This window comes from Variovorax boronicumulans NBRC 103145, from assembly GCF_001591345.1.
Classification (GTDB): Bacteria; Pseudomonadota; Gammaproteobacteria; order Burkholderiales; family Burkholderiaceae_C; genus Variovorax; species Variovorax boronicumulans.
Genome location: NZ_BCUS01000003.1, coordinates 26,042 through 48,008, shown reverse-complemented (window position 1 = coordinate 48,008; position 21,967 = coordinate 26,042). Strand labels below are relative to the sequence as shown.

The window sequence follows — 21,967 nt, the reverse complement described above, 5'->3', positions numbered from 1 at the left end:
TGTGCGGGCCTTCCCTTTGCCCGGCAAGCGCGCAGCGCTGCGGCACGCGGGAGTTCAGGGCCGACCACCTGGAAGGTCCGCAGCGCGAGTCAGTGCCCTCAGAAGGCGTGCCGAATGCCCATGTCGTAGCCGGTGGTGCTCGAGGGGACATAAGGTGCGCTGACCCCGGCAATGCCGTTCGCAAACCTCACCCCGCCTCCGGGACTGATGGCCATCGCCGCATTCACGGACCCGTTCCACTTCATCTTGGTTCGCGCAACAGTGGCATAGAGCGCCGTGCGCTTTGACAGGTTGTACACATAGCCGACGGCGAACTTCTCGATCCTGGCATCGTTGTCTTGCACCCATGCAGCGGGATTCAAGGCATTCACCGCATGAGGAGATGCGTAGTTCACGCGCGAATAGGACGCACGGATCAATCCAGGCCCGACCGGGGCCGTGATGCCGATCAAGCCGCCGGTGTACTTTCCATTGCTCTCGTTCCTGAAGGGATATGGAATGCCGCCGATGTTGGCTACGTTCATCTTGCTGCGCTCATCCCGGATCTGCGACAACTGGCCGAACAATTTGACGACATCGAAATCGTAGGAGACCCCAGCGTTGAGGATCTTCAAACGGTCCTTGTCGAATCCGCTGAGATCGTCCTTGGTGTCTTCCTGGTAGGCGATGGCCAGGTTGAGCGGGCCACGTTGATAGCCGAACCGCCCCCCGACGTTTTGCCCTCCCTTGCTCGGACTGTGGCTCACGCCACTCTGCTTCGGGTTCTCATGCAGCGAGTACATGACCTGGCCGTAGAACCCGCCAAGATGGCCCGGCAGGAAATAGCCGACGCTGTTGGAGGCGCGAACGTAGTTGTCAAAGGGCATCAGGTTCGCGGGCGACTTTCCGTGGCTGGTGGTGAGCCCCGTGCCGATCGGATTCCATAGGTTCGCGCCAACCCCGACCGTGCCAAAGGGATCGAAGACCGTCAGATTCCAATAGGTCGGCACATAGTCCCGGCCCAGGCGCACTTCGCCAAACGGCCCCGACAGGCTGACTGTCGAGCGGCGGTCGAAAACGCCAAGCCCCTGGGCTCCGTCGTCCGGTGTGAGTGTGGATTCCAGCCAGAAGCCTGCAGCAAGCCCGCCGCCCAGATCCTCCTGTCCGCGAATGCCCAAGAGAGAAGGGGTGTGCGCGCCCGACGCGAGCTTCGTGGCGCCTTGCGAGATGGATGCCGGCGCTGCCAGGGACCACCAAGGCAGGCCTGCGGGCAGCACGCTCTTGGTCTGGTAGTGGCTCACCGAGATGTCAATGACGCCGAAGAGCGTCACAGAAGACTGCGCCCAGCTCGAAGGCCCGATGAACAGCGATGCAAGTGAGATGGGAAGAAAAAGCTTACGCCCGTGGTTGTGCATGAATGTCTCCTTCGTTGTTGTTGATTGCGCAGGGGGAAAACGGCCTGCCGCCGCCTGCGCCCAGGTCTTGTGTCTAGGCTGAGGGCGCCTCGAACACGGTCGCGACCGTCCCGTCGCGCAGCCATTCCTCCAGAACCCGCGCCAACGGCTTTTCCGACGCGGTCTTGGGGATCGCTTCGATGGCCATCAGCCGCCCGGGAAGGGCGTTCTTCGACAGCGTCTCGCGCAAACGCGCATGGAGCACCGAAAGGTCCAGGTCGGCGTGATGGGGGACGACGGCTGCGACGACATCGCGTTCGCCAGGCGCCCCCGAGGCCGCTGCCGTGCCGAACACAAACGCATCGCGGACCAGTCCGGTGTCCGCGATGGCTTTCTCGATCTGCGCCGAGTCGATGAATTCGCCGTTGCGGCGAATGCCATGGCCGCGGCGGTGCTCGAAGTAGAGCCAGCCGTGCGCATCGGCGCGCACGATGTCGCCGGTCCAGAGCCAACCGTCCTTGCCTTTGCTCTGCGAGGCCTGCGGGTCTTCGAAGTAGGCGATGTCGAAGGGTGCACCGTTGGCCGGCCGGAACGCCAGTTCGCCCGGCGTGCCCGCAGGCGCATCGCTGTCGTCTTCGGCGACGATGCGGACGGAGAACGCCGGGTGCGGGCGGCCGATGCTGCCGATCGGACCTTTCCCGAAAGGGTTGACCGTCAGCCCGCCTTCGGCGGTGCCGTAGAACTCCAGAACATGGACGCCGAAGCGCTGCTCGAAGTCACGCCAGATGGCCTGCGGCATGCCCGCGGCGACGACGAAGCGCACGACATGATCCCGATCGCCGGGCGACGGCGGCTCGCAATAGACAGCGGTGGTCATGCCGCCCAGCAAGGTGAAGGCGGTGCACCGGTGCCGACGCACGATCTCCCACAACCGCGACTTGGTGAAGCGGCGCGAGATGACACAGGCGATCCCGAGCCTCAGGGCTGCACCCAGCGTGACCAACTGGGCATTGGCGTGCGTCAGCGACAGGCCGGAGTAGAGGCGATCGTCGCCGGTGTAGCCGAAGGCGGAGGCCGCCAGTGCCGCCGTGTCGACGAAGCGGCGGTGGGTGATCACGATCCCCTTCGGCTCTCCGGTCGTGCCGGAGGTGAAGAGAATCTGCATGGGGTCATCGGGATCGACGGGCGTGAAGTGTGCCGAGGGGAGGCCTGCCTGTGTGTGACGGGCCAGCAGTTGCGCGTAGTCCAGCGCTTCGCAGGCGCGCGGCGCATCTGCCGCAAGTTCGCCCGAGACCACACGCACGACCCAGCGAAGGTGGGTCGCGCGCGATCGAATCTGCGCGACCGCAGCGGCCGCATAGTCCGCGGCGATCACACCCACGCAGTGCGTGCGATCGATCAGTGCGGCGAGCCTGTCGCCTTGCGCCCGCGCATCGATCGGTACCAGCACCGCCCCGAGGTGCGCGGTCGCCACCACGGCTTCGACGAACTCGGGGTGGTTCGCCATCACCAGCGCGATGGCGTCGCCACGTCGGATGCCCAGGCCTTGCAGGGCCCGGGCCAGCGCCAGGCCGTTTTCGTGCAGTTGCAGGAAGCTGCGCTGCTGCTCGGGCAAGGCCCGGCCCGCCTCGAACGTGAGGGCGATCGCATGGGGACGCGTGCGCGCATGGTGGCCGACGAGATCGGCCAGTGTCTTGAAATCCGTCATGTCAGTCCGCCTTGATGCCCGTCTTGTCGATCAGGGCCTTCCATTGCGCCGTCTCTTGCGCCGTCAGCGCAGCCAGTTCGGCCGGCGTCGAGCCCTCGGGTGTCAGGCCGAGTTGCAGCAGATGGCTTCGGAATGCGTCGCTCTTCAGAATCTCCTGCACCTCGGCGTTGAGTCGCACGATGACCGGCGCGGGCGTGCCCGCCGGTGCCCACAGGGCGTTCCAGCCGCTCAGCTCGAATCCGGGCAGGGTCTCCCGGACCGTCGGCACTTGCGGCAGGACGGGGAGTCGCGTGGGTGTGGTCACCGCCAAGGCCTTGACGCGGCCGCCGCGAACGAGTGCCAGCGCCGAGGCCTGGGGCTCGAGCCGGACCTGCACGCGCCCCGCCATCAGCTCGGTGTTGGCATTGGCGCCACTGCGGTAGGGCACATGCAGCAGGTCGATGCCGCACTGCGCCTTGATCAGCTCCATGCCCAGGTGGAATGCGCTGCCGTTGCCCGTGGAGGCATAGGCCAGTTTGCCGGGCTCGCGCTTGGCCAGGGCGATCAGCGACGGGAGGTCGGAGGCCGGCAGGCCGCTGTGGGCGAGCAGCACGTACCCGCCGCGCGCAACCAGGCTGATCGGCGCCATGTCCCTGGCCGGGTTGTAGGGAAGCCGCGGGTAGAGGTGCGGGTTCATCGTCGCCACCTGGTTCATGGCGTAGAGCAGCGTGTGCCCGTCGGCGGGCGCCTTGAGCGCCTTGTCGGTGCCGATGATCCCCGAGGCCCCCGGCATGCCTTCCACATAGACCGGGTTCGACAGGCGCGCCGACAACGCGTCGGCGATCAGACGAGCCACGATCTCGGGTGCGCTGCCGGTGGTTGCGGGCACGATCACTTGGATCGGCTTGGACGGCCAGGCCGCTGCGGCCCGGGCTGCGCCGCCGGCAAGGCCGGACAGCCCCAGTGCGAGTGATCGCCCGATGAGAGAGCGTCTGGAATACATGGTGAATTTCCTCATGCGCGTCGCGCAGCCTGTTCAAGAATCGTGATGGTCGCGGCCGCTTCTTCATGGCCAAGAAAACCGCCGCCGTTCTCGGCGAGCGCCAGGCGCGCATTGGCCACCTGCCGTCCGCCGGCTTCGCCGCGCAATTGCAGGACGAGCTCATGGATCTGCATCAGGCCGGTGGCGCCGATGGGGTGGCCCTTCGACTCCAGTCCCCCCGAGGGGTTGACGGGTCGACGACCGCCCAAGGTGGTGTGGCCTTGTTCCGCAAGCCATCCACCCTGGCCGGGTTCGCACAATCCCAGGTGTTCGCACTGGACGATTTCTCCGAAGGCCGTGGCGTCATGGACTTCGCTCACGTCGATGTCTTCGGGCCCGACGCCGGCCTCTGCGTAGGCACGCAGTGCGGCGCGGCGGCTGATGGGCGTCTCGCGTCCATCGATGCGGTCCGATCCGCTGACGAGAACACTGGCCCGTACGCGCACCGCACGCTTCGCATCGAAGCGCTCCAGTGCGTCCTCGCGCACGATCAACGCCGCAGCCGCGCCATCGCCGATCGGCGCACACATCGGCAGAGTCAGGGGCCAGGTGATGGCGCGGGCCGCGAGCACCTCGTCGACCGACATCGCGACGCGATGCTGGGCCAACGGGTTGTGCACGGAGTGGCCGTGGTTCTTGGCGGCCACATGGGCCAGCTGCCGCTGCGTGGTGCCGTGGCGTGCCATGTGCGCGCGAGCCAGGGCCGCATAGATGTCCATGAAGACGCTGCGTTGCTGTGCGACGGGGGCTTGTGTGGGGTCCTCACCAGCTTGTTGTGCGAGAAAGCGCAGCAGTGCCTCAGGCCTTTCGGCGTCATGGGCGCCATCGAAGATGGAAAAGGTGCGGGCCTTGTCCGGGTGCGACAGCTTCTCCGCTCCCACCGCCAATGCGACGTCACACAGTCCGGCGCGCAGATGGGCGCAGGCGAGGTAGAAGGCGGTCGACGCACTGGCACATGCGTTCTCGACGTTGATGATCGGAATGCCATCCAATCCTGCCTCGCGCAGCGCCACCTGACCACCGATCATGTGCTGCCCCTGCAGGAGCGATTGGCCGACGTTGGCAAAGAACGCCGCACCCACCTGGTCGGCCGTCGCACCAGCGTCGGCCAGGGCGAGATCGATGGCCTGGCGGGCCATCGTGCGCAGCGCAACGTCCGCGAAGCGGCCCGTGGGCGTGCTGCCCACGCCCACGATGTACAGCGGAACCGTCATCTCAGGCCTTCGCTGCCGCGGCGGGCGCTGCCGTGCGGCGGATCCGGTTGCGCAGCGTGCCGATGCCCTGCGCCTCGAGTTCGATGACATCGCCATCGCGCAGCAGCCGGCCGGTCTCCACGCCGCAGCCACCTTCGAAGGTGCCCGAGGCGAAGAGTTCGCCAGGGTGCAGCGTGCACGAGCGACTGGCATAGCTCACGATGTCCTCGAAGGTCAGCTGCATGTCGGCGGTGCTGCGGGTGGTCTGGACGAGGCCATTGAGCCTCGACTGCACCTGCAGCTGGTAGAGGTCGGGGATCTCGTCCAGCGTGGCGATGCAGGGGCCGATGGCGTAGGCGCCATCGAAGTCCTTGCTCTTGCCGGCCGGGCTGCCTTCAGCCACTTGCGTATCCCGCGCGGTGAAGTCGTTGAACAGCGTGACCCCGAAGATGTGGTCGCGTGCTCGCGACACGGGGATGTCCTTGCCACCCACGCCGATGACGACGGCCAGTTCGAGTTCGTAGTCCAGCGATTCGGCGAAACCCGGCCAGGCGATCTCGGCATCCGGCCCGATCATGTTGAGCGGATTGCCGGTGTAGAAGCGAGGCACGGTGAACCAGTTCGGGGGCAACTCGAGCGAGCCATCGGCTCGTGCGGCGGCCATGGCGGCCTCCGGGTCGGCTGTTCGGGCGGCCAGTTGCTCGGCGCGTCGCCGCAGGAAGAACCTGGGGTGCTCGAGCATGGTTCCCCAGTCCCGGATCAGCGGCGGATTGGGCAGCGGGGGAAGCAACGCGGCGCCGGCCAGGGAGTCTGCAGCGCCGCCGTGCTTGACGACCTGCGCACGCGCAAGGTCCCAGGATGCAGGGCCTGCGCGCAGGAAAGCCAACGCCGAGCCGAAGGCCTCTTCGCCAGGGTGGCGAGCCGTGAGGTCTAGCACGCCGTCGACGCCGATGAGGGCACCGAGGCGAGGTGCGTCAAAGCCCTCACGCACAAAAGTCACGATACGCATTGAAGTCGCTCCTCAGTTGGACAGGAAGGCCACGGCACGGGCGGGGGCGGCGCTGGCGCGTGCCAGCTTCAACGGGAAGAAGCCCACGTGGAAGCCGCGAAGCGGCAAGGCGCCGAGGTTGCACAGTTGCTGGACGATGAAGGCCTCCTTCTCGCGGATCGCCTTGTGGCCGTCCCACAGCTGCTGCTTGTCGCCCGTTTCCTTGAAGGCCTGGGCCATCACGGCGAAGGGACGGTCCCAGCCGACCGCATCGGTGCCGAGCACGGTGGCGCCTTGCTCCGACAGGAACAGCGTGCCTTCGCGGCTCATCCCCGGGTACTGAAAGAAGGCCGGCTCGCCCAGGCGATATCGCTCCTGTCCGGTCCGGATCAGCACGGCGTCGCCGGGACGGATGGGCTCGCCCACTGCGGACAACGCCTGGCGAAGCGCATCGACCGGGATGGCCTGCCCAGGCTGCGCCCAAGGGCGCACATCGAGCACCTTGCCGGGGCAGAAGAGCTCGTTCAGTTCGACCTGGTCGATGGTGCGTGAGGTTCGTCCCTCGCAGGTCGATCCGCTGTGCAGCGGTGCGTCCACGTGCGTGCCGCAATGCGACGACATGTCGTTGAGCACCTCCGAGCCCCAACCCTCGCCGTCGGGCAAGTCGTCGTGGCTGCAGCCGAAGAAGTGGCAGAAGCGATCTCGGCCGTCCGGCGTCGCCGGGTGGGAATAGTCCACCCGGGGCGCCACCACGCCCGCAGCGGCGGCCATGGCGGGAGGAAGCAGATCGCGGTCGTGCGGATCCAGCGTCGAGGACAGATCGATCAATCTCATGAAGCCTCCTTTAAGTCATACGTGCGTATAAATATACAACTGTATGATTTCAAGGATTGGCTGTCAACGAACTTCAATACCTCGCCACTTCCCTCATGCCCAAGCCCACCGCAGCGAAAACCGCCGTCTCTTCGAAGCGGCAGGCGCTTTCCGACACCACCGCAAACCAGATCCTCGACGCCGCCGAGGCCCTGTTTGCTGCACATGGCTACGGGGGCACCAGCATGCGAGCGATCGCGGAGCGGGCCAACGCCAACCTGGGAGCCTTCCACTACTACTGGGGATCGAAGCAGGCGCTGTGCAAGGCCGTGCTGGAGCGCCGCCTGGGGCCGGTGATGAAGGAGCGCAAGGAGCGCCTGGATGCATTCGAGGGTCGGAAGGTCCCGTTGCGAGACATCCTGCGGGCCTCCATGGCGCCCTCACTGCTTGTCGCGGGAGCCAGTGTCCAGGAGCGCGAGTCGTTCCGTGCGTTCTACGGCCGCATGTTGATGGACCCTGCCGATGAAGTGCATGCGCTGACAGCCTCCATCGTGGACGATTTCGCGCGCCGCTTCGTGGATGTCGTAAGCCACGAGCTTCCTCACTTGAGCAGCGAAGAGTTCTACTGGCGCGTCATCTTCGTCTACGGCGCATTCTTCTATTCGCACAGCACGCACACGCGGGTGCAGGCGCTGTGGCCCGAGAAGCTGCAGGAGACAAGCATCGAGGCCGGTGTCGACTACCTGGTGAACTTCATCGAGGCGGGCCTCAAGGCAAAGCCGGCGCCCAGGTCCGCGGGTTGACGGGCCACCTGACAGACAAGCGTCTGGGGGGCAGCACTGAGATACGTGATTCGAATGTTCCGGTCGCGCTGGCGGCCATGGCACTGCTCGTCCGAAACAAGAGGCCGGAGCGCCAATAACAGGACCCCGCACGAACACCGGCCGCAGTGATCGAGATCGAAAGCGACGCGATCAAATGACGCTCAGGAAATGCGACTTCGTTCTCTACGCCGCGTCTTCCGGCATGCCACCAGCACCAAATGCGACACCGCGCTCTTCCAGCTTCTCGCGCGCGGCGTGGTGCACCACGCCGCGTTTGCGCGTGTCGGACTCCAGCAGCCTGCGCAACGTGGCCTGGCTGACATTGGCATTGCGCACCACTTCCATGCGGACGCCCCAGAACTTGTCATTCGCAAAACGATCCAGGATCTCTTCGTCTGCATCCGGGTTCATGGCCGCCACGGCGCGTATGGCCTGATTGGGATCAGTCAAGAAGGGCTCGAGCTCAACCGCATTGGCCGCTCCACTGGCAGCGATGTAACGAAGCGCCTCTGCAGCTTTCTGTCCAGTTGTCTTTTTGACCATTGCACTCTCAAAGTGATGAAGCTCACCGAGCTTCTCATGCGCAATGGTTGATGCATCCGAATTCCGGCTGCCCGGGTCGGATATGCGGCTATGGATCCCGCAAGAATCCTCGCGACCTGTGGGGGGACGAAACGACTTTTCTCCAGCTTTCGGCTCAAGCCGGCAACGGGTGCGCAGCCAGTGTCAACGGGGCGGCAGGGATGCCGCCAGCATCGGGCCGTGAGGCATGCCGGGAAAGGCGAGGTACTGCGCACGCACGCCTGCGCGGTCGAGTCACCCCGCCAGGTCCCGGCCAGCCTGCGGTGGCACGGCGGCACGCTGGCGTCGCAGGCGTTCGGCGCGCGCCGCGCTGACACCTGCAGGAGGTGGCGCGGCAGGACTCTCGCCTTCGGTCGAGGCGCCCTGCATGAACAACAGCATGGTCTCGCGCCCCGCCGGCAGGGGGCGGGGTGTTCGGCCTCGCGCAGGATGAAGCCGGCCTGCCACCACAACGAGGGGGGCCGCCGCCGCGTAGCGCAAGGAGAACTGCGGCCGGCGCAACAACGCGTGCAGCGCGAAAAAACCACCGTACGAGTGTCCCGCACAGCGTGCGGCGTCGCGGATCCAGCGGTGCGCGCGCCGCCAGGGCCGGCACCGCTTGGGCGACGATGAAGTCGAGAAAATGATCGGCGCCGCCGCCTGGCCGACCACGCTCCTCGTCGTCCCAGGTCGGACCGTCCGCGCGCACCGACGGCGTGTAGTCATAGGTGCGCATCGCCACGTCGAAACGCAGATCGCTGTCGGGGCCGATGGCCAGGATCATCGGCGCGTCGCCGCGAGCGCTCAGTGCATCGAGTTGTGCATTGCCGAGCGAGCAGGAAGCAGTTGCTGCGATCGCACAGGGAATTTCAGGTCAAGGGGAGTTCCAATGCGGTCTACGACAGGCCGTTCTACGGACTTGCCTGTCGAGATCGTCCTTAAAGCAGACATCGGCGGCCCCCGAGTTCGGCGGCGGAAATCGCTGCGAAGCCGGCATTGGTTGCTTTCTAGCGCGAGGCCGCCTTGCCGCGAGTCATACCGGTCGCCGTCCAAGGTCTACTAACGCTGACAGGCCCAAGCAGTCAGCCGTCGCTATCTCCGGTGAGCAAGGTGGATGCGCCCAAAAAAAGCGATGCTTACGGCACTAGAGCGGGCTGCTAGCGTGCTGACAGGTGGCCCAAAAGCAGATCACCGTTGGCGCACCTCTTTGAGGCGAGATTAAAAACCTGCCTGGTCAGCGCGCCGTTCGGATACCCCCGCCGCCTGAAGAACTGCGGGGCACGCCACAGGCCTGCTGGCATTCACACGAATCAACCGGCAAGCAACGACCAGTCACAGGGTCATAGCCGACCGCGGACTGCCGCGCATTGTTTGCTGCTGATGCGACTGGAGGTTTGCTCACCGCTCCTGCTGACGAATGAGCCTGCGGCACGCAGCGACGCCCGCCAGACTGCACTTGGTTGCAGGCGCTTTCGGCCGCTGCGTACTGTCGTTGGCGCTCCTGTCGCTCCGCCTCGATCTGTGCCGGTGTGGTGCCGTCCGTCGGACAGCCGCCGGCAATCATGTCCAGCACCGTCTTCGTCATGAACATCACCGTTTCCGTGCTGGCGGTCACCGATGCATCGGGCGGCACCCTGGTCGTCATGACAGTTTGCTTCATGGCTTCGCAGGTCTGGCTGGAAAGGCGCGTTCCTGCGGGGCGGCCGGCTGCGTTTGCCGTACCCGCTGGCGACGAACCTCCGCCCGCTGCCGTGCTGCCACCGGACTCACCTGTTATCTGCCGCGCCGTCGTGGCCGTCAGCGGATGGTCGGGGAAGCGGCTCATCAGTACGCGCTGCACTTCCCGGGCGCGGGTGCGGTCGCCCTGAACGTTCAGTTCGTCGGCTCGCGCGAAGAGTTGGCCGGCATTCATCGCCTGCAAGCTGGCACGGAATTGCTGCTCGGCCTGTGCGGCAGCCTCCTGCTTACGTCGTTCCTGCTCTTGTGCCTGCAACAGCTTGTCTTGCTCCGCCTTCGCCTCGGCAGCCTTGCGTTCGGCCGGAAGATCAATCTCAGCGATGACGGTCTTGCCTGATCCGTCGTATTGCCTGCCCACCGATAGCTTGCCTTTTTCGTAGTTGCCCGCTTCCGCCAATGTGCCGTCTGCACGCAACAACCGCCCCGCGTCATACAGACTGCTGACGATACGTCCTTCAAAGCGCCGGCCGTCGGCATAAGTCTTGATTCCGGTGAAAGTTTGTTTGCCGTTGTCGTAAGACCAAGCTCCATCGAGCAGGTACAACTCGTCGCTGCTGATACTGAGGATTTGCCCCCGAACAAAGTGTCCATCGATAAATCTTCCGACCGTGCGGGCAGGCCCGTCGATGGACTTTCTCCCGGTCATCGGGTTGGGCGTCGTCTTCTTCGGTGCGTCTCCATCGCCCTTCAGGCCGTCATCGCCGAATGTTCCGCGCTCGATCGAGCCATACTCCGAGATCAACGTGCCAACGCCTTGGCTTTTGCCGTCGCGTACCTGCCCGTAATAGACCCACTGGACGTTGGTTTTCCACCGGCCGGTCAACACCTCGCCTGCTCCGACCGCGCGAACCGCTTCGCCGATTTTTCGGATCGTTTCTCTGGCTTCTGGGGAGCGCTCCTCCAAGTCGCGCGCGTTCGCGTAGGCCTCGCCTCCCAAAACGGCGGTGAACACTGCGTCCGGCGTGACCTCCTTGCGGATGCCAAAAAGCGTTTTCGTTCCCTCGCCGATAAGTGGCTGCAAGCGCTCGAGATAACCTTTGGCATCGGCGCAGCGGCGATGGCTGTTCAGGACATAGCCGCAGCCAATATGCGCTTTGCAGAGCGCCGCAATGGGCGCAACGGCCTCTTCCTTCAACTCCTCGCACTTCAACTCAGGCAGGGGCTGTGCCTGGGCGCTCAGGGGGATGGCCAGAACGCTTGCCCAGAAGGCAAGGCCTAGCGCGGTTGTCTTCATCATTGGGGCGTCTCCTCGATCCGGACGGCCAAAAGTCTAGTCGTGCAATTTGTAGGCCAAATACCGCATTTGTGGGAGTCCACGGAACCCGGTGGCATCGCCTTCGTTGTGAGGTGGGATTGAGCGTGCTACGGTGAAGACGCTTGTTGCTTGCGCCAATCATCAATCCTGGTGCCACGCCTGTACTGAGTACGTGGGGTGTCACACACGGCGTCTGGACTTTGACGCGCCACCCAACGAGCGAAGGATGCTGCTCGAAGGGCTCGACGGGATCGGACTGACGTTGAAGCGAAAGGATGAGATCGAGGCCTTCCAACGCGCCGACCGTGTGGCACGCCCTTGGATCTGGTAATGCGATTCGGCGGGCGGATATCTATTGGGCCAATAGAACGTCGGCCTAAATTTCCTTCTGCGGAGGCCCCGAAGTCTTCTTTCCTGAGCTTCTTCGATCCGACTTTCGTGGTCCAGATGGGAAGGGCTGCCCCTCTTCTGCGGCCTATCTGAGCTTGCGCTCCATGGCTTCCGCGAAAGAGATGTTCCCTAATCGCCCTTGCCTTTCCCTGTGAAGAACTCGCTTTAGAATAGGTGCCCCCAGGCTGATGCTTTCTGCCCCCAGAGATGCCCCCAAATTTCTCGGATGGTGTCTCACTTCTTTGGACAATCCTGGACAAATTCCCAATGGCTTAGAGGGAGGGTTGTCGCTCCAACGTCCTTAGTCGAACTTGGTTGGACGTCAGCGTGGTGCTTCGACAGGAATCGCAATAAGGCTCAATGCCCGCTTGGAGACTGGCTTTCTTGGATCGCCAGAAAAAAGATACCAACAAAAGTACCAACAAACTTCAATGCATCCCTCGGGGACATCGTCAGGGACATCCGTGGACCGGCATGGCCTGACCGTTCCGGGGATTGACGACGAGTTTGGGCCCTGCTGCTGGGGGTACACCTCGCTGGATCGTGGATTGATGACGCCGCCGCCAATGCCCGGGTAAAACTGCCATGTGCGGATTGATAGCGCGGTTGGGGGCGCCCATGGCGGAACCTTGGGCGGCTGAGCCCGGCATGCCGTCAGAGTAGTAGGAACGTCGTTGGGACTGGGCGCTCATGCGAAAAGCTTTGCCATTCGCAAAAGTCGCGGCCAGTCATCGAAGCTGCTGTCCTCTCCGATAGTGAGTAGGCGAAAGGCGTTTGATGACGTCAAACTCATTGCGATAGTCGGCAACGTCCCAGAGCCACGCTTCCTCGATCTTGTACTTCGAGTCATAGAGAATCCACACGAGGCAGTCCCAATCGTAGTTCATCGCTTTCGGCACCCACGTCACGGAGCTCCCAGGCTTGCCGCTGGGACGGTTCCCCTTGACTTGGTACCGTTTGCCTTGGTACTTGAAGTCATAGCCCTTCTGAACCGCCGTTGCACCGCGCATGCTTTCCTCGTACTCCTCAAGGGTGAGACCAAGCAAAATTGCGGCGTCAAACTCCGAGAGCGTTGAAGTAATCGCGGGAGCGTTTCCAAATGCACGCTCCCATTCCAGAGTCACTGTAACGAGTCGGTCTCGGAGATCGTGCATGGTGCCTAACCCAAATTTTTAGGCAAGCTTCTCCGAAAAACGCATCCCCGTCGATGGGCTTTTTGTCCTGTTCTTGGTAGTGCACGAGCATGAGTCCAGCGACCGTTTCCGCTGCACAGCCGCCCTTCGGGTATGCCCCCTTTAAACGGGTGGCCGCGATGCGGATGTCCCGAGGCGCGCCGCGACACCCCGGCGGTGGTCGTCTGCCGTCTACTTGCCCATCGACTCACGCCGAATCAGGCCGAGCCCCTCCCGATAGGTCGTCACCTTGAACTCCGGAAACCGTCGCTTGAATTTCGACGAGTCGAAGAGGTTGTCTTGTTCGTACCGTGGCAGCAGCTCCCGGATCTCGCGCACCTGCCGGGAGAAGAGGCCGGCGGCGCGTAGGGTCCATTTGCCGATGACGCTGTAGGAGGCGTCGACGCCAAATGCCTCGCTCGCCATGCCGACGAACTGCTTGTAGGTCGGCCGGTCGTCGCAGGTGGGCAGATGCCAGGTCTGCCCGAAAGCGTCCGCTGTGTTTCCAAGGGCCGCCAGCGCGCGGCTCGCATCGGGCGTCCAGATGAGGGTTCGCAGCGTGTCATCCCGCACCGGCACGCGAGGTGTCTTGCCGGCCTTGAGCTTGTCGATGACCAGCGCGTTCGTGAAACTCTGCGTTTTTCCCGGGCCGTAGAACTCCGGGGCGCGGCCGATGACAACAGGAATATCGCCGCGTGCCATCTCCTCGAGCACCATGGAGGTCATCGCCGCGCGCACCTTGCCCTTGCGCCCGACCGGCGCGAAAGGGGTGTCTTCCGTCTGAAGCCTGTCGTCTTGCGGGTACATGTAGGTGTTGTCGAAGTAGGCGAAGCTGGCGCCAGCCGCTCGGCTCGCCTCGATGGCGTTTTTCAGCATCGTCGGAAACTGTGCTTCCCACAGCGCCGTGTCAGGTGGCAGGCCGGCGGTGAAATAGACGACGCGGCTTCCCTTGACCGCCTCGGCCGTCTGCCTGGCATCGAGCAGGTCGGCAGACACCAAGGCATCGGTCTTGTTGACTTTGCGAGGATTGCGGCTCACCAGCCGCAAGTCGCTGGTGTACCCGTGCTTGAGCTCTCGCGCCAACTCCATGGCGATCTGGCCGCTCGCTCCCAATATCGTTTGCATGTCTGTCTGCTCCTGAAATGCGTTCTCTGAACTGTGCACCGTAACCCCGGTGCCCGATGGGTCAGCAGGCCTGCGCTGCGACGCGGGACAGAAAGCGCAGGGCCGGCTGCAACGGCGCGGGGCATCGGCTGCGGGCGGTCACAGCGGCTTAGGGGAATACAACGCGCCCTGGAACTCGGGCACGTACTCATACTTGACCAGCTTTCCCAACTTCAGCGCCTTGATGTACGTCGACAGGCTTCCCTCGGTCAACGTGAGCTTGACCGAGTCCGAGCTCGAACTGCTGGCGTGACTGAGCTGGCGCGAAACCGAATAGCCGGTGGTCAGTTGCCCCTTTGGGTCCACGTTGGTGAAGCTGTTGGTCACCAGGGTCTCCTTGCTGGATGCGTCGCCCAGTTTCTTGGTCTCCAGGGTGACGTCGACCTTGCGGGTCTCGCTGTCGAAGATTTCGACGACGACCGACGTCTCGGTCTCCTTGTAGGTGATGTCGGTCAGCCACTTCGGCAGGTTGTAGCCGACGACGCCCCGGACCCTGGCCAGCTCCGTGTTCACGGGGAGCTTGAGCACGTAGCCCCAGAAGTCGTTCGACATCGACTGGCCCAGCAGGGTGAGCGGTCCGAAGCTCGTCGCCCCGGGCTTGTTGGTGACGACGGACAGGCCGATTTCGTTGTAGCTGTCGTTGTCGCAATAGCGGTACGAATAGGCAGTCAGGGCGACCAGGCCTCGGCCCGGCCACACCTGCAGCGGCTGAACCTGTTCCAGGACCTTGGCCGGCATGAGGCCGCGCAACGTGTCCAGGTCCGCGGTGAAGATGGCCGTGACCCGGCTGTTCTGGTAGTAGAAGTTGGGTGAATAGGATTCGAACCCGATGTCGACCCGTTCCTTCTTCAGTTGCTGGAACCAGCTCAGGTCAACCTCCGGCGCCTCCGACGCAATGACGGAAAGCGGCGGGTTGGAGCGATAACGGTCATACAGCCCGCCCTTGACCAAGGGGACGACATGGCCGGCGATGTTGATCGTGGTGGATTCCGATTGCTTGGAGTCCGTCGAGCCTTCGGCCCACGAAGCATTCGCGAGGGTGCCGAGGACGATGGCTGCGGTTGCGGTGAGGTTTCTGATGTTCATATTGGACATTCCTGGGTGGAGATCAATGGTTCGGAGTGCCGCTCAAGGCGGCAAGACCGGCTTCGCTGTGCCTCTTGCGGATCAGCTCGATGGTGTGGATGTGGCCTGGGACCTGGCCCGCAGCAACGCAAGTACCCGTGTCGCGACAGCCCGGCTGGATTGAGGGTTCTGCCCCGTCACGAGACGCCCGTCGGTGATCGCATAGGACGTGAAGGGCAGGAGCGCTTTCTCGTACTTCGCCCCCGCACCGGCCATCGCATCCTGCAGATGGAACGGGACCACGTCCCTCATGCCTGACAAGCGTTCTTCCAGGTTGGAGAAGCCCGTGACGCGACGTCCGTCGATGAGAGGCTTGCCATCCGGTCCCTGAAGCTGAACCAGGGCCGCATTGCCATGGCAGACCGCCGAAACGACGCCGCCCTGCCCGGAGATGGCCTCGGCCAGGCGCTTGAGCGCCGGGGCATCACGGAAGTCCCACATCGTTCCATGGCCGCCCGTGAAGTAGATGGCCGCATAGGCTTGCGGGTCGACATCCGCAGCGCGCTTCGTATGGGCGAGTTGAGTCATGAAGGCCGGATCGTTCAGGTGCGCCCTCGCGGAATCGTCGAGGTAGAAGTTGCCCAGGCTGCGTTCGTCGAGCGGGCTGTGACCCCCGTTCGGACTGGCGATGTCCATGGCGATCCCCGCCTCATGGAGCACGTCCCAGAAGTGCGTCAATTCGGTCAGCCACAGCCCGGTCTTGTCCTGGCGACCGGGATAGTCCGCGTGATTGGTGACGACGATCAGCACGCGTTGCTGGGCCGTAGCAGGACTGGGCATGTGGGCCTCCTCGAGGGATTGGGTTTGAGTCCTTCCCAGCAAGGGAAGCGCGAAGAGCGCCGCCGCGAGCAGGGGCATCCAGGTTTTCAGTAGCAAGTTCATGACGGCGCGAGAGGTTGGAGGGCGAGCACATGTGCCAGGAAGGCGGCCGGCCGTGCCCGCTGGCATGGCGCTTCTTCACTTGACGATGGCGAAACTTTAAGGTTAAAGTTAACTTTAATGTCAAGCGTATTTTTGGAGAATCGACGATGAGGATCGGAGAGTTGGCCAAGCGGACCGGTCTGGCGACGTCCCGCATCCGCTTCTATGAAAAGAGCGGATTGATCAACGGCATCGAGCGCAAGGAGAACGGCTACCGCGAGTACGGGCCGGAGGCGCTGTGGATGCTGGAGATCATTGCCAGCGCCCAGGGCGCAGGGTTCTCGCTCGACGAGATCCGAAGCCTCCTGCCCGATGCCCAGGACACCTGGCAGCACGAGGCATTGGTGGACAGCCTGCAGCGCAAGGTCGGCGAGATCGAGCAGCTGCAAGCGCGGCTGGCGCAGAACAAGGCGCAGCTTCTGATGGCCATCGACAGCATCAAGAACCGGCCCGAGGAACTGGCGTGTGCCGACCGGCCGCTGTGGGTGCTGAATCGGCTTCGCATGGAGAGCACGCAGGCGGAGCCCGCACCATCGATTGCAGACGACCGTACCTGAGTGAAGGACTGAGTACCTCTTGCCTGCGCTCGATCGCTGCCCCTGACAGCGGAAGGCGTATTGACATTGAAGTCCGGTTCAATCTTAAAGTCTGCTCCGAGCCGAGGGGCGTTCCCGTGAGGGAGCGCTCGGCCCACTCTCGCCGTCTGTGCCGCTGCCCTGTGCATCGCTGCCGACTTCACTGGGGGCGCAGCTCAAGACCCGTTCAACCTGCAATTGCAAAGCAAGGAGTCAAGACCATGGCCTATGTGACGACCGAGGATGGTGTTCAGATCTTCTACAAGGACTGGGGGCCCAAGAGTGCGCAACCTCTTGTCTTCCATCACGGCTGGCCCTTGAGCGCAGACGATTGGGACGCACAGCTGGTGTTTTTCCTGGCCCAGGGCTACCGTGTCGTCGCTCACGACCGCCGCGGGCATGGTCGCTCGTCGCAGGTCAGCGATGGACACGACATGGACCACTACGCAGCGGATGCCTCCGCCGTGGTCGAGCACCTGGATCTGAAGAACTCCGTCCATATCGGTCACTCGACCGGCGGTGGCCAGGTAGCGCGCTATGTCGCCAGGCATGGCCAGCCGCAGGGCCGCGTCGCCAAGGCCGTCCTGATCAGTGCCGTCCCGCCGCTCATGGTGAAGACCGAGAGCAATCCGGGGGGCACCCCGGTCGAGGTGTTCGATGGTTTTCGCAAGGCGCTGGCCGACAACCGGGCGCAGTTCTTCATCGACGTGCCTTCGGGACCGTTCTACGGTTACAACCGGCCTGGAGCGAGCGTTTCCCAGGGCGTCATCCAGAACTGGTGGCGCCAGGGAATGATGGGCAGCGCGAAGGCCCATTACGAAGGCATCAAGGCGTTCTCGCAGACCGACCAGACAGAAGACTTGAAAGCCATCAAGGTGCCGACGCTGGTCATGGTGGGAGATGACGACCAGATCGTTCCCTACAAGGCGGGCGCGCTGCGCCAGGCCGAACTGATCGAAAACAGCGAGCTCAAGGTCTATCCTGGCTTCTCGCACGGCATGTGCACCGTGAATGCGGAAGTCATCAACGCCGACTTGCTCGCATTCATTCGCGCGTGATTTGCGTCGCTGGGCAGGCTTGAGTAGATCTTGCCGGGTCTGACTGGATGGCAGTCCGATCCGGCGTTGCCGCAGGCCGATGGCGCGGATGACGCTCCCGTGCGGTCAACGACACAAGGACAGGTTGATGGGCGTTGCCTTGGACATGGAAAGGGCCAGGCCTGCGCAAGCAGGCGGTCAGCCCTTGCGCAGTTCCTGGTTGAACTTGCCCATTTTTCGACCAGCGGCGCTCCAGTATGAGCTACAAGGAATCTCAGGTCTCGGTTTCAGCGGGGCTGCTGGAAAACCGATGGGTGATGGCTGAGCGCACATTCTGCACGTGAGCCATCCCTGCTTCGTCCGCCGCCTGCGCGTCGCCGCGCAGCACGGCATCGCACATGGCCTGGTAGTCGCGCATGCGAACCTTCTGCAAGGTCGAAGGGCGATGTTGCGCATAGACGATGGGCATCTGGATGGACGGAAACAGCCGCTTCAACTCGCGACTTCCACTGGTGTTCAACAGCGCGCGGTACAGCCCACGTCGCGCACGTGCGAAGGCGTCGACATCCTGGGCGGTATTGGCGCGATCGAGTTCGGCGAGGGCCTGCTGGATCGGATCACGCGGCTGGCCAGATGCGATGCCCAATGCCGCGCTCCTGGCAAGCAGGCCTGTCATGCGCTCTGCCACATCCAGGACTTCCTGGGTCTCTTGGAGACTGAGGGAGCGGATCGCGGCGCCCTTGTTGCGCGGTATCTCGACGACGCCTTGCGCTGCAAGTTGTTGTAGTGCCTCCCGCACGGAATTGCGGCTCACCTTGTATTGCTCTGCCAGGTCGAGCTCCACGAGCCGCTGGCCGGGGAAAAGTTTCTGCTCGGCCAAGCCATTCAGGATCCCATAAATCACCGCGCTTGACGCGCTAGAGGTGACTTCATCGGATCGCATGGGTTGCGGCTTTTGCACGGTGTCTAAGGGAAGGAGCAATCTGAACTTGTGACGCGTATGCGTCAGCTGCCATGTGAGGAGACTGTGATTGTAGTGAACATGTATCTACAATATTGTTGGACAATTTTGTAGAACACTGGATCACAACGCTCCGTGAATAAAGGGCCACATGGACTTTTCGCTTTCACCCGAATTGCGCGCGCTACGCGAGCGCACCCGTGACTTCATTGCCGAGCAGGTGATTCCGCTCGAGAACGATGAGCGCCAGTCGTCCCACGGTCCCAGCGAGGCGCTGCGTCGTGAATTGGTCGGGCGTGCCAAAGCCGCGGCTTTGCTCACGCCCCATGCCTCGCGCGAGATGGGGGGCTTGGGGCTGAGCCATATAGCCAAGGCCGTGGTGTTCGAGGAGGCGGGCTACTCTTGGCTTGGTCCCACAGCGCTCAACATCCACGCGCCTGACGAGGGCAACATCCATCTCATGGAGGAGGTGGCCACTCCCGCGCAGAAGGAGCGCTGGCTGCGGCCCCAAGTGACAGGCCAGACGCGTTCATGCTTCGCCATGACAGAGCCCGCGCCGGGCGCCGGCGCCGATCCCTCGATGCTGACCACCACCGCCGTGCGCGACGGTGACGACTACTTGATCAACGGCCTCAAGTGGTTCATCACCGGCGCCGAGGGCGCCGACTATGTGATTGTCATGGCGCGCATGGAGGACGGCTCGGCCACCATGTTCCTCGCGGACATGGACCGCCCTGGCATCGTGCTCGAACGCAGCATGGACGCGATGGACGCTTGCTTCACGGGCGGGCACGGCGTGCTTCGCTTCGACAACTTGCGCGTGCCCGCCGCCGACGTGCTGGGCGAGATCGGCAAGGGCTTTCGCTACGCGCAAGTGCGCCTGGCTCCCGCGCGGCTCACGCACTGCATGCGCTGGCTGGGCCAGGCGCGCCGCGCGCACGACACGGCGCTAGCCTATGCGCGCAAGCGCCACGCGTTCGGCCAGCCACTGGTACAGCACGAAGGCGTGGGCTTCATGCTGGCCGACAACGACATGGATCTGCATACCGCGCGACTGCACATCTGGCACACGGCTTGGCTGCTGGATCAGGGGGAAAAGTGCAACTTCGAGTCGAGCCGCGCCAAGGTCGTGTGCTCGGAGGCGCAGTGGCGTGTGGTGGACCGAAGCGTGCAGATCCTCGGCGGCCAGGGTGTGACGGGCGAATCGCCGGTGATGCGCATCTTCACTGACATGCGCGCCTTCCGCATCTACGACGGTCCCAGCGAGGTGCACCGCTGGAGCATGGCGCGCAAGCTGGTCCATCTGGCCGAGAAGATCGAGATGGAGGCACACGCATGAGTGCCGCCATCGACCGTTTCCGCCTCGACGGACGTCTTGTGCTGGTGACCGGCGCATCGAGCGGGCTGGGCATGCATTTTGCGCAGTTACTCGCGAATGCAGGCGCGCGTGTGGCTGTGGCCGCGCGCCGTGCAGACAAGCTGCAGACTGTGGTCGACGGGATCACACGATCGGGTGGCGAGGCACGCGCCTTCTCGCTTGATGTGGGCAAATCTTGCAGCGTGCGTGACTGCTTCGACGCGGTTGCCGCATGGGGCGTTCCCGACGTGGTGGTCAACAACGCAGGCATCACCGTGACGCGCGCATTGCTGGACCAGACCGAGGAAGATTTCGACAGTGTGATGAACACCAACCTCAAGGGAAACTGGCTGGTGGCCACCGAGGGCGCGCGCCGCATGGTCGCGGCGGGCAAGTGCGGCTCCATCGTCAACGTGGCGTCGATCCTGGGTGAGCGGGTGTCTGGCGGCGTGGCTCCCTACGCCATCTCAAAGGCAGGCGTGATCCAGGCGACCAAGGTCATGGCGCTCGAACTCGCACGCTACGGCATCCGCGTCAACGCACTGATGCCGGGCTATGTGGTGACGGATTTCAACCGGGAATTCCTGCTCAGTGAGGCGGGGGACAAACTGCGCAATCGCATTCCGAGTCGGAACTTTGGCGAGTTGGAGGATCTGGATGGCCCGCTCTTGCTGCTGGCCTCGGATGCGGGGGCGGCGATGTCGGGCGCAGCTGTGGCGGTGGACCGCACACATCTGGTGAGTGCTCTATGACCGTACAGCAGCAAGCAAGGTTGGACCTGGCGGACGGGGCACTCGCCAGCTATCTGCGCCAGCAACGCCTCATCGGCAGTGCATCGCCCCAACTACGCGTGCTGGCGGGCGGCCAGTCCAACCCCACCTTCCTTATCAGCGCGGGGGAGGGGCGGGACTACGTGCTGCGCAAGAAGCCGCCCGGAACGCTGATCGCTTCCGCCCATGCCATCGACCGGGAGTTTCGCGTGATGAAGGCACTCGGTGGCACCGGCGTTCCCGTGCCGCGCATGCTGGCCTACTGTGACGATGTCGGCCTGATCGGCACACCGTTCTATGTCATGGAGTACCTGCGGGGCCGCAGCTTCATGGACCAGGCCCTGCCGGGCATGCAGGCTAGCGAGCGGGCGGCAATCTACCGCGAAATGAATCGGGTGATCGTGGCGCTGCACGCCGTGAACTATGCGGCCGTGGGCCTCGCCGATTACGGCCGAGAGGGAAATTACATCGGCCGCCAGATCGCGCGCTGGTCCCGCCAGTGCGAAGCATCGAGCGTACCGCTCAATGCATCCATGCGCAGGCTCATGGACTGGCTACCGGGCAACCTGCCCCCTGGCGACGAAACCACACTGGTACATGGCGACTACCGACTCGACAACCTGATCTTTCATGCGAGCGAGCCACGCGTGATCGGCGTGCTCGACTGGGAGTTGTCCACCCTCGGCCATCCTTTGGCCGACTTGGCCTACCAGTGCATGGCTTGGCGCATTCCACACGACTTGTGGCGAGGCATTGGCGGGCTGGATCTGGCGTCCCTCGGTATTCCACCGGAAGGACAGTATGTGGCGTGGTACGAGCTGGCGACGGGGCGCAGTGCGGCGCAGCATTGGGACTTCTACATGGCGTACAACCTGTTTCGCATGGCGGCCATCTTGCACGGCATCGCGCAGCGCGCTGCAGACGGCAACGCCGCCGCCCAGGACGCGGTGGAAACCGGACGAAAGGCGGGGCCGCTGGCCGACTTGGGCTGGCAGGCCGCGCAGCGCTACATGGCGCGATAA

The 21,967-nt window shown here is 63.9% G+C and carries 20 protein-coding genes; 7 read left to right on the top strand and 13 right to left on the bottom strand.

The window, feature by feature from the left end:
- Positions 1–98 precede the first annotated feature (98 nt).
- From VBO01S_RS01775 to VBO01S_RS01750, 6 genes are all read right to left on the bottom strand, one after another.
- Complete coding sequence (locus VBO01S_RS01775; RefSeq protein ID WP_062469577.1) at positions 99–1,394, bottom strand: porin; 1,296 nt, start codon at positions 1,392–1,394, stop codon at positions 99–101.
- A 73-nt stretch (positions 1,395–1,467) separates the two neighbouring features.
- Positions 1,468–3,081: an AMP-binding protein gene (locus VBO01S_RS01770; protein WP_062469573.1), complete on the bottom strand. Its 1,614-nt coding sequence runs from the start codon at positions 3,079–3,081 to the stop codon at positions 1,468–1,470.
- Position 3,082: 1 nt separating this feature from the next.
- The gene (locus VBO01S_RS01765) at positions 3,083–4,063 is read right to left on the bottom strand and encodes a Bug family tripartite tricarboxylate transporter substrate binding protein (protein ID WP_169805015.1); all 981 of its coding nucleotides are present in this window, start codon (positions 4,061–4,063) and stop codon (positions 3,083–3,085) included.
- Positions 4,064–4,074: 11 nt separating this feature from the next.
- On the bottom strand, positions 4,075–5,316 hold the full coding sequence (locus VBO01S_RS01760) for a thiolase family protein (RefSeq protein ID WP_062469567.1): 1,242 nt from the start codon (positions 5,314–5,316) through the stop codon (positions 4,075–4,077).
- A 1-nt stretch (position 5,317) separates the two neighbouring features.
- Positions 5,318–6,304, bottom strand: a complete 987-nt coding sequence (locus VBO01S_RS01755) for a fumarylacetoacetate hydrolase family protein (RefSeq protein ID WP_082817931.1) — start codon at positions 6,302–6,304, stop codon at positions 5,318–5,320.
- A 12-nt stretch (positions 6,305–6,316) separates the two neighbouring features.
- The gene (locus VBO01S_RS01750) at positions 6,317–7,117 is read right to left on the bottom strand and encodes a cyclase family protein (protein WP_070061241.1); all 801 of its coding nucleotides are present in this window, start codon (positions 7,115–7,117) and stop codon (positions 6,317–6,319) included.
- A 95-nt stretch (positions 7,118–7,212) separates the two neighbouring features.
- Here VBO01S_RS01750 and VBO01S_RS01745 point away from each other — a divergent pair, with 95 nt between their 5' ends.
- A complete protein-coding gene (locus VBO01S_RS01745; protein WP_062469558.1) occupies positions 7,213–7,899 on the top strand; it encodes a TetR/AcrR family transcriptional regulator in 687 nt (228 codons plus the stop codon).
- A gap of 204 nt (positions 7,900–8,103) precedes the next feature.
- Here the strand turns inward: VBO01S_RS01745 and VBO01S_RS01740 are convergent, their stop codons facing one another.
- Together VBO01S_RS01740 and VBO01S_RS01735 are read right to left on the bottom strand one after the other, a co-directional pair.
- Complete coding sequence (locus VBO01S_RS01740) at positions 8,104–8,463, bottom strand: hypothetical protein (RefSeq protein ID WP_062469554.1); 360 nt, start codon at positions 8,461–8,463, stop codon at positions 8,104–8,106.
- Positions 8,464–9,715: 1,252 nt separating this feature from the next.
- Positions 9,716–11,455: an MORN repeat-containing protein gene (locus VBO01S_RS01735; RefSeq protein WP_062469551.1), complete on the bottom strand. Its 1,740-nt coding sequence runs from the start codon at positions 11,453–11,455 to the stop codon at positions 9,716–9,718.
- Positions 11,456–11,699: 244 nt separating this feature from the next.
- Here VBO01S_RS01735 and VBO01S_RS33540 point away from each other — a divergent pair, with 244 nt between their 5' ends.
- Complete coding sequence (locus tag VBO01S_RS33540) at positions 11,700–11,804, top strand: hypothetical protein (protein ID WP_491513625.1); 105 nt, start codon at positions 11,700–11,702, stop codon at positions 11,802–11,804.
- A gap of 787 nt (positions 11,805–12,591) precedes the next feature.
- Here the strand turns inward: VBO01S_RS33540 and VBO01S_RS01730 are convergent.
- The 4 genes from VBO01S_RS01730 to VBO01S_RS01715 all read right to left on the bottom strand — a co-directional run bounded on the left by VBO01S_RS01730 (position 12,592) and on the right by VBO01S_RS01715 (position 16,206).
- Positions 12,592–12,987 carry a hypothetical protein gene (locus tag VBO01S_RS01730; RefSeq protein WP_255221030.1) on the bottom strand — a complete coding sequence of 132 codons (396 nt, stop codon included), beginning with the start codon at positions 12,985–12,987 and terminating at the stop codon, positions 12,592–12,594.
- Positions 12,988–13,227: 240 nt separating this feature from the next.
- Positions 13,228–14,160, bottom strand: coding sequence for an SDR family oxidoreductase (locus tag VBO01S_RS01725; RefSeq protein ID WP_062469546.1), 933 nt, complete (start codon positions 14,158–14,160; stop codon positions 13,228–13,230).
- A 138-nt stretch (positions 14,161–14,298) separates the two neighbouring features.
- Positions 14,299–15,285 carry a hypothetical protein gene (locus tag VBO01S_RS01720; RefSeq protein ID WP_062469543.1) on the bottom strand — a complete coding sequence of 329 codons (987 nt, stop codon included), beginning with the start codon at positions 15,283–15,285 and terminating at the stop codon, positions 14,299–14,301.
- Positions 15,286–15,366: 81 nt separating this feature from the next.
- Complete coding sequence (locus VBO01S_RS01715; protein ID WP_082817930.1) at positions 15,367–16,206, bottom strand: type 1 glutamine amidotransferase domain-containing protein; 840 nt, start codon at positions 16,204–16,206, stop codon at positions 15,367–15,369.
- 146 nt (positions 16,207–16,352) lie between these two features.
- On the opposite strand from VBO01S_RS01715, the gene VBO01S_RS01710 reads away from it, so the two are divergent.
- A complete protein-coding gene (locus VBO01S_RS01710) occupies positions 16,353–16,802 on the top strand; it encodes a MerR family transcriptional regulator (protein ID WP_062469539.1) in 450 nt (149 codons plus the stop codon).
- Positions 16,803–17,041: 239 nt separating this feature from the next.
- Entirely contained in the window at positions 17,042–17,878 is an 837-nt protein-coding gene (locus tag VBO01S_RS01705) for an alpha/beta fold hydrolase (RefSeq protein ID WP_062469537.1), read from the top strand.
- Positions 17,879–18,131: 253 nt separating this feature from the next.
- Here VBO01S_RS01705 and VBO01S_RS01700 read toward each other — a convergent pair whose 3' ends face one another.
- Complete coding sequence (locus VBO01S_RS01700) at positions 18,132–18,800, bottom strand: GntR family transcriptional regulator (protein ID WP_082817929.1); 669 nt, start codon at positions 18,798–18,800, stop codon at positions 18,132–18,134.
- Between the two features lie 169 nt (positions 18,801–18,969).
- On the opposite strand from VBO01S_RS01700, the gene VBO01S_RS01695 reads away from it, so the two are divergent.
- Genes VBO01S_RS01695 through VBO01S_RS01685 form a run of 3 tightly spaced genes read left to right on the top strand, consistent with a single transcriptional unit; the run spans position 18,970 to position 21,967 of the window.
- Entirely contained in the window at positions 18,970–20,157 is a 1,188-nt protein-coding gene (locus tag VBO01S_RS01695) for an acyl-CoA dehydrogenase family protein (protein WP_062469531.1), read from the top strand.
- Positions 20,154–20,927 carry an SDR family NAD(P)-dependent oxidoreductase gene (locus tag VBO01S_RS01690; protein ID WP_062469529.1) on the top strand — a complete coding sequence of 258 codons (774 nt, stop codon included), beginning with the start codon at positions 20,154–20,156 and terminating at the stop codon, positions 20,925–20,927. Before VBO01S_RS01695 ends, VBO01S_RS01690 begins: the two co-directional genes overlap by 4 nt.
- Positions 20,924–21,967 (top strand): phosphotransferase, encoded by a 1,044-nt coding sequence (locus VBO01S_RS01685; protein ID WP_062469528.1) that lies wholly within the window; start codon positions 20,924–20,926, stop codon positions 21,965–21,967. Before VBO01S_RS01690 ends, VBO01S_RS01685 begins: the two co-directional genes overlap by 4 nt.

Bases quoted from the DNA above. Each gene is read 5' to 3' on its own strand.
- VBO01S_RS01775 (WP_062469577.1), bottom strand. From the start codon at position 1,394: ATGCACAACCACGGGCGTAAGCTTTTTCTTCCCATCTCACTTGCATCG.
- VBO01S_RS01770 (WP_062469573.1), bottom strand. From the start codon at position 3,081: ATGACGGATTTCAAGACACTGGCCGATCTCGTCGGCCACCATGCGCGC.
- VBO01S_RS01765 (WP_169805015.1), bottom strand. From the start codon at position 4,063: ATGTATTCCAGACGCTCTCTCATCGGGCGATCACTCGCACTGGGGCTG.
- VBO01S_RS01760 (WP_062469567.1), bottom strand. From the start codon at position 5,316: ATGACGGTTCCGCTGTACATCGTGGGCGTGGGCAGCACGCCCACGGGC.
- VBO01S_RS01755 (WP_082817931.1), bottom strand. From the start codon at position 6,304: ATGCGTATCGTGACTTTTGTGCGTGAGGGCTTTGACGCACCTCGCCTC.
- VBO01S_RS01750 (WP_070061241.1), bottom strand. From the start codon at position 7,117: ATGAGATTGATCGATCTGTCCTCGACGCTGGATCCGCACGACCGCGAT.
- VBO01S_RS01745 (WP_062469558.1), top strand. From the start codon at position 7,213: ATGCCCAAGCCCACCGCAGCGAAAACCGCCGTCTCTTCGAAGCGGCAG.
- VBO01S_RS01740 (WP_062469554.1), bottom strand. From the start codon at position 8,463: ATGGTCAAAAAGACAACTGGACAGAAAGCTGCAGAGGCGCTTCGTTAC.
- VBO01S_RS01735 (WP_062469551.1), bottom strand. From the start codon at position 11,455: ATGATGAAGACAACCGCGCTAGGCCTTGCCTTCTGGGCAAGCGTTCTG.
- VBO01S_RS33540 (WP_491513625.1), top strand. From the start codon at position 11,700: ATGCTGCTCGAAGGGCTCGACGGGATCGGACTGACGTTGAAGCGAAAG.
- VBO01S_RS01725 (WP_062469546.1), bottom strand. From the start codon at position 14,160: ATGCAAACGATATTGGGAGCGAGCGGCCAGATCGCCATGGAGTTGGCG.
- VBO01S_RS01720 (WP_062469543.1), bottom strand. From the start codon at position 15,285: ATGAACATCAGAAACCTCACCGCAACCGCAGCCATCGTCCTCGGCACC.
- VBO01S_RS01715 (WP_082817930.1), bottom strand. From the start codon at position 16,206: ATGAACTTGCTACTGAAAACCTGGATGCCCCTGCTCGCGGCGGCGCTC.
- VBO01S_RS01710 (WP_062469539.1), top strand. From the start codon at position 16,353: ATGAGGATCGGAGAGTTGGCCAAGCGGACCGGTCTGGCGACGTCCCGC.
- VBO01S_RS01705 (WP_062469537.1), top strand. From the start codon at position 17,042: ATGGCCTATGTGACGACCGAGGATGGTGTTCAGATCTTCTACAAGGAC.
- VBO01S_RS01700 (WP_082817929.1), bottom strand. From the start codon at position 18,800: ATGCGATCCGATGAAGTCACCTCTAGCGCGTCAAGCGCGGTGATTTAT.
- VBO01S_RS01695 (WP_062469531.1), top strand. From the start codon at position 18,970: ATGGACTTTTCGCTTTCACCCGAATTGCGCGCGCTACGCGAGCGCACC.
- VBO01S_RS01690 (WP_062469529.1), top strand. From the start codon at position 20,154: ATGAGTGCCGCCATCGACCGTTTCCGCCTCGACGGACGTCTTGTGCTG.
- VBO01S_RS01685 (WP_062469528.1), top strand. From the start codon at position 20,924: ATGACCGTACAGCAGCAAGCAAGGTTGGACCTGGCGGACGGGGCACTC.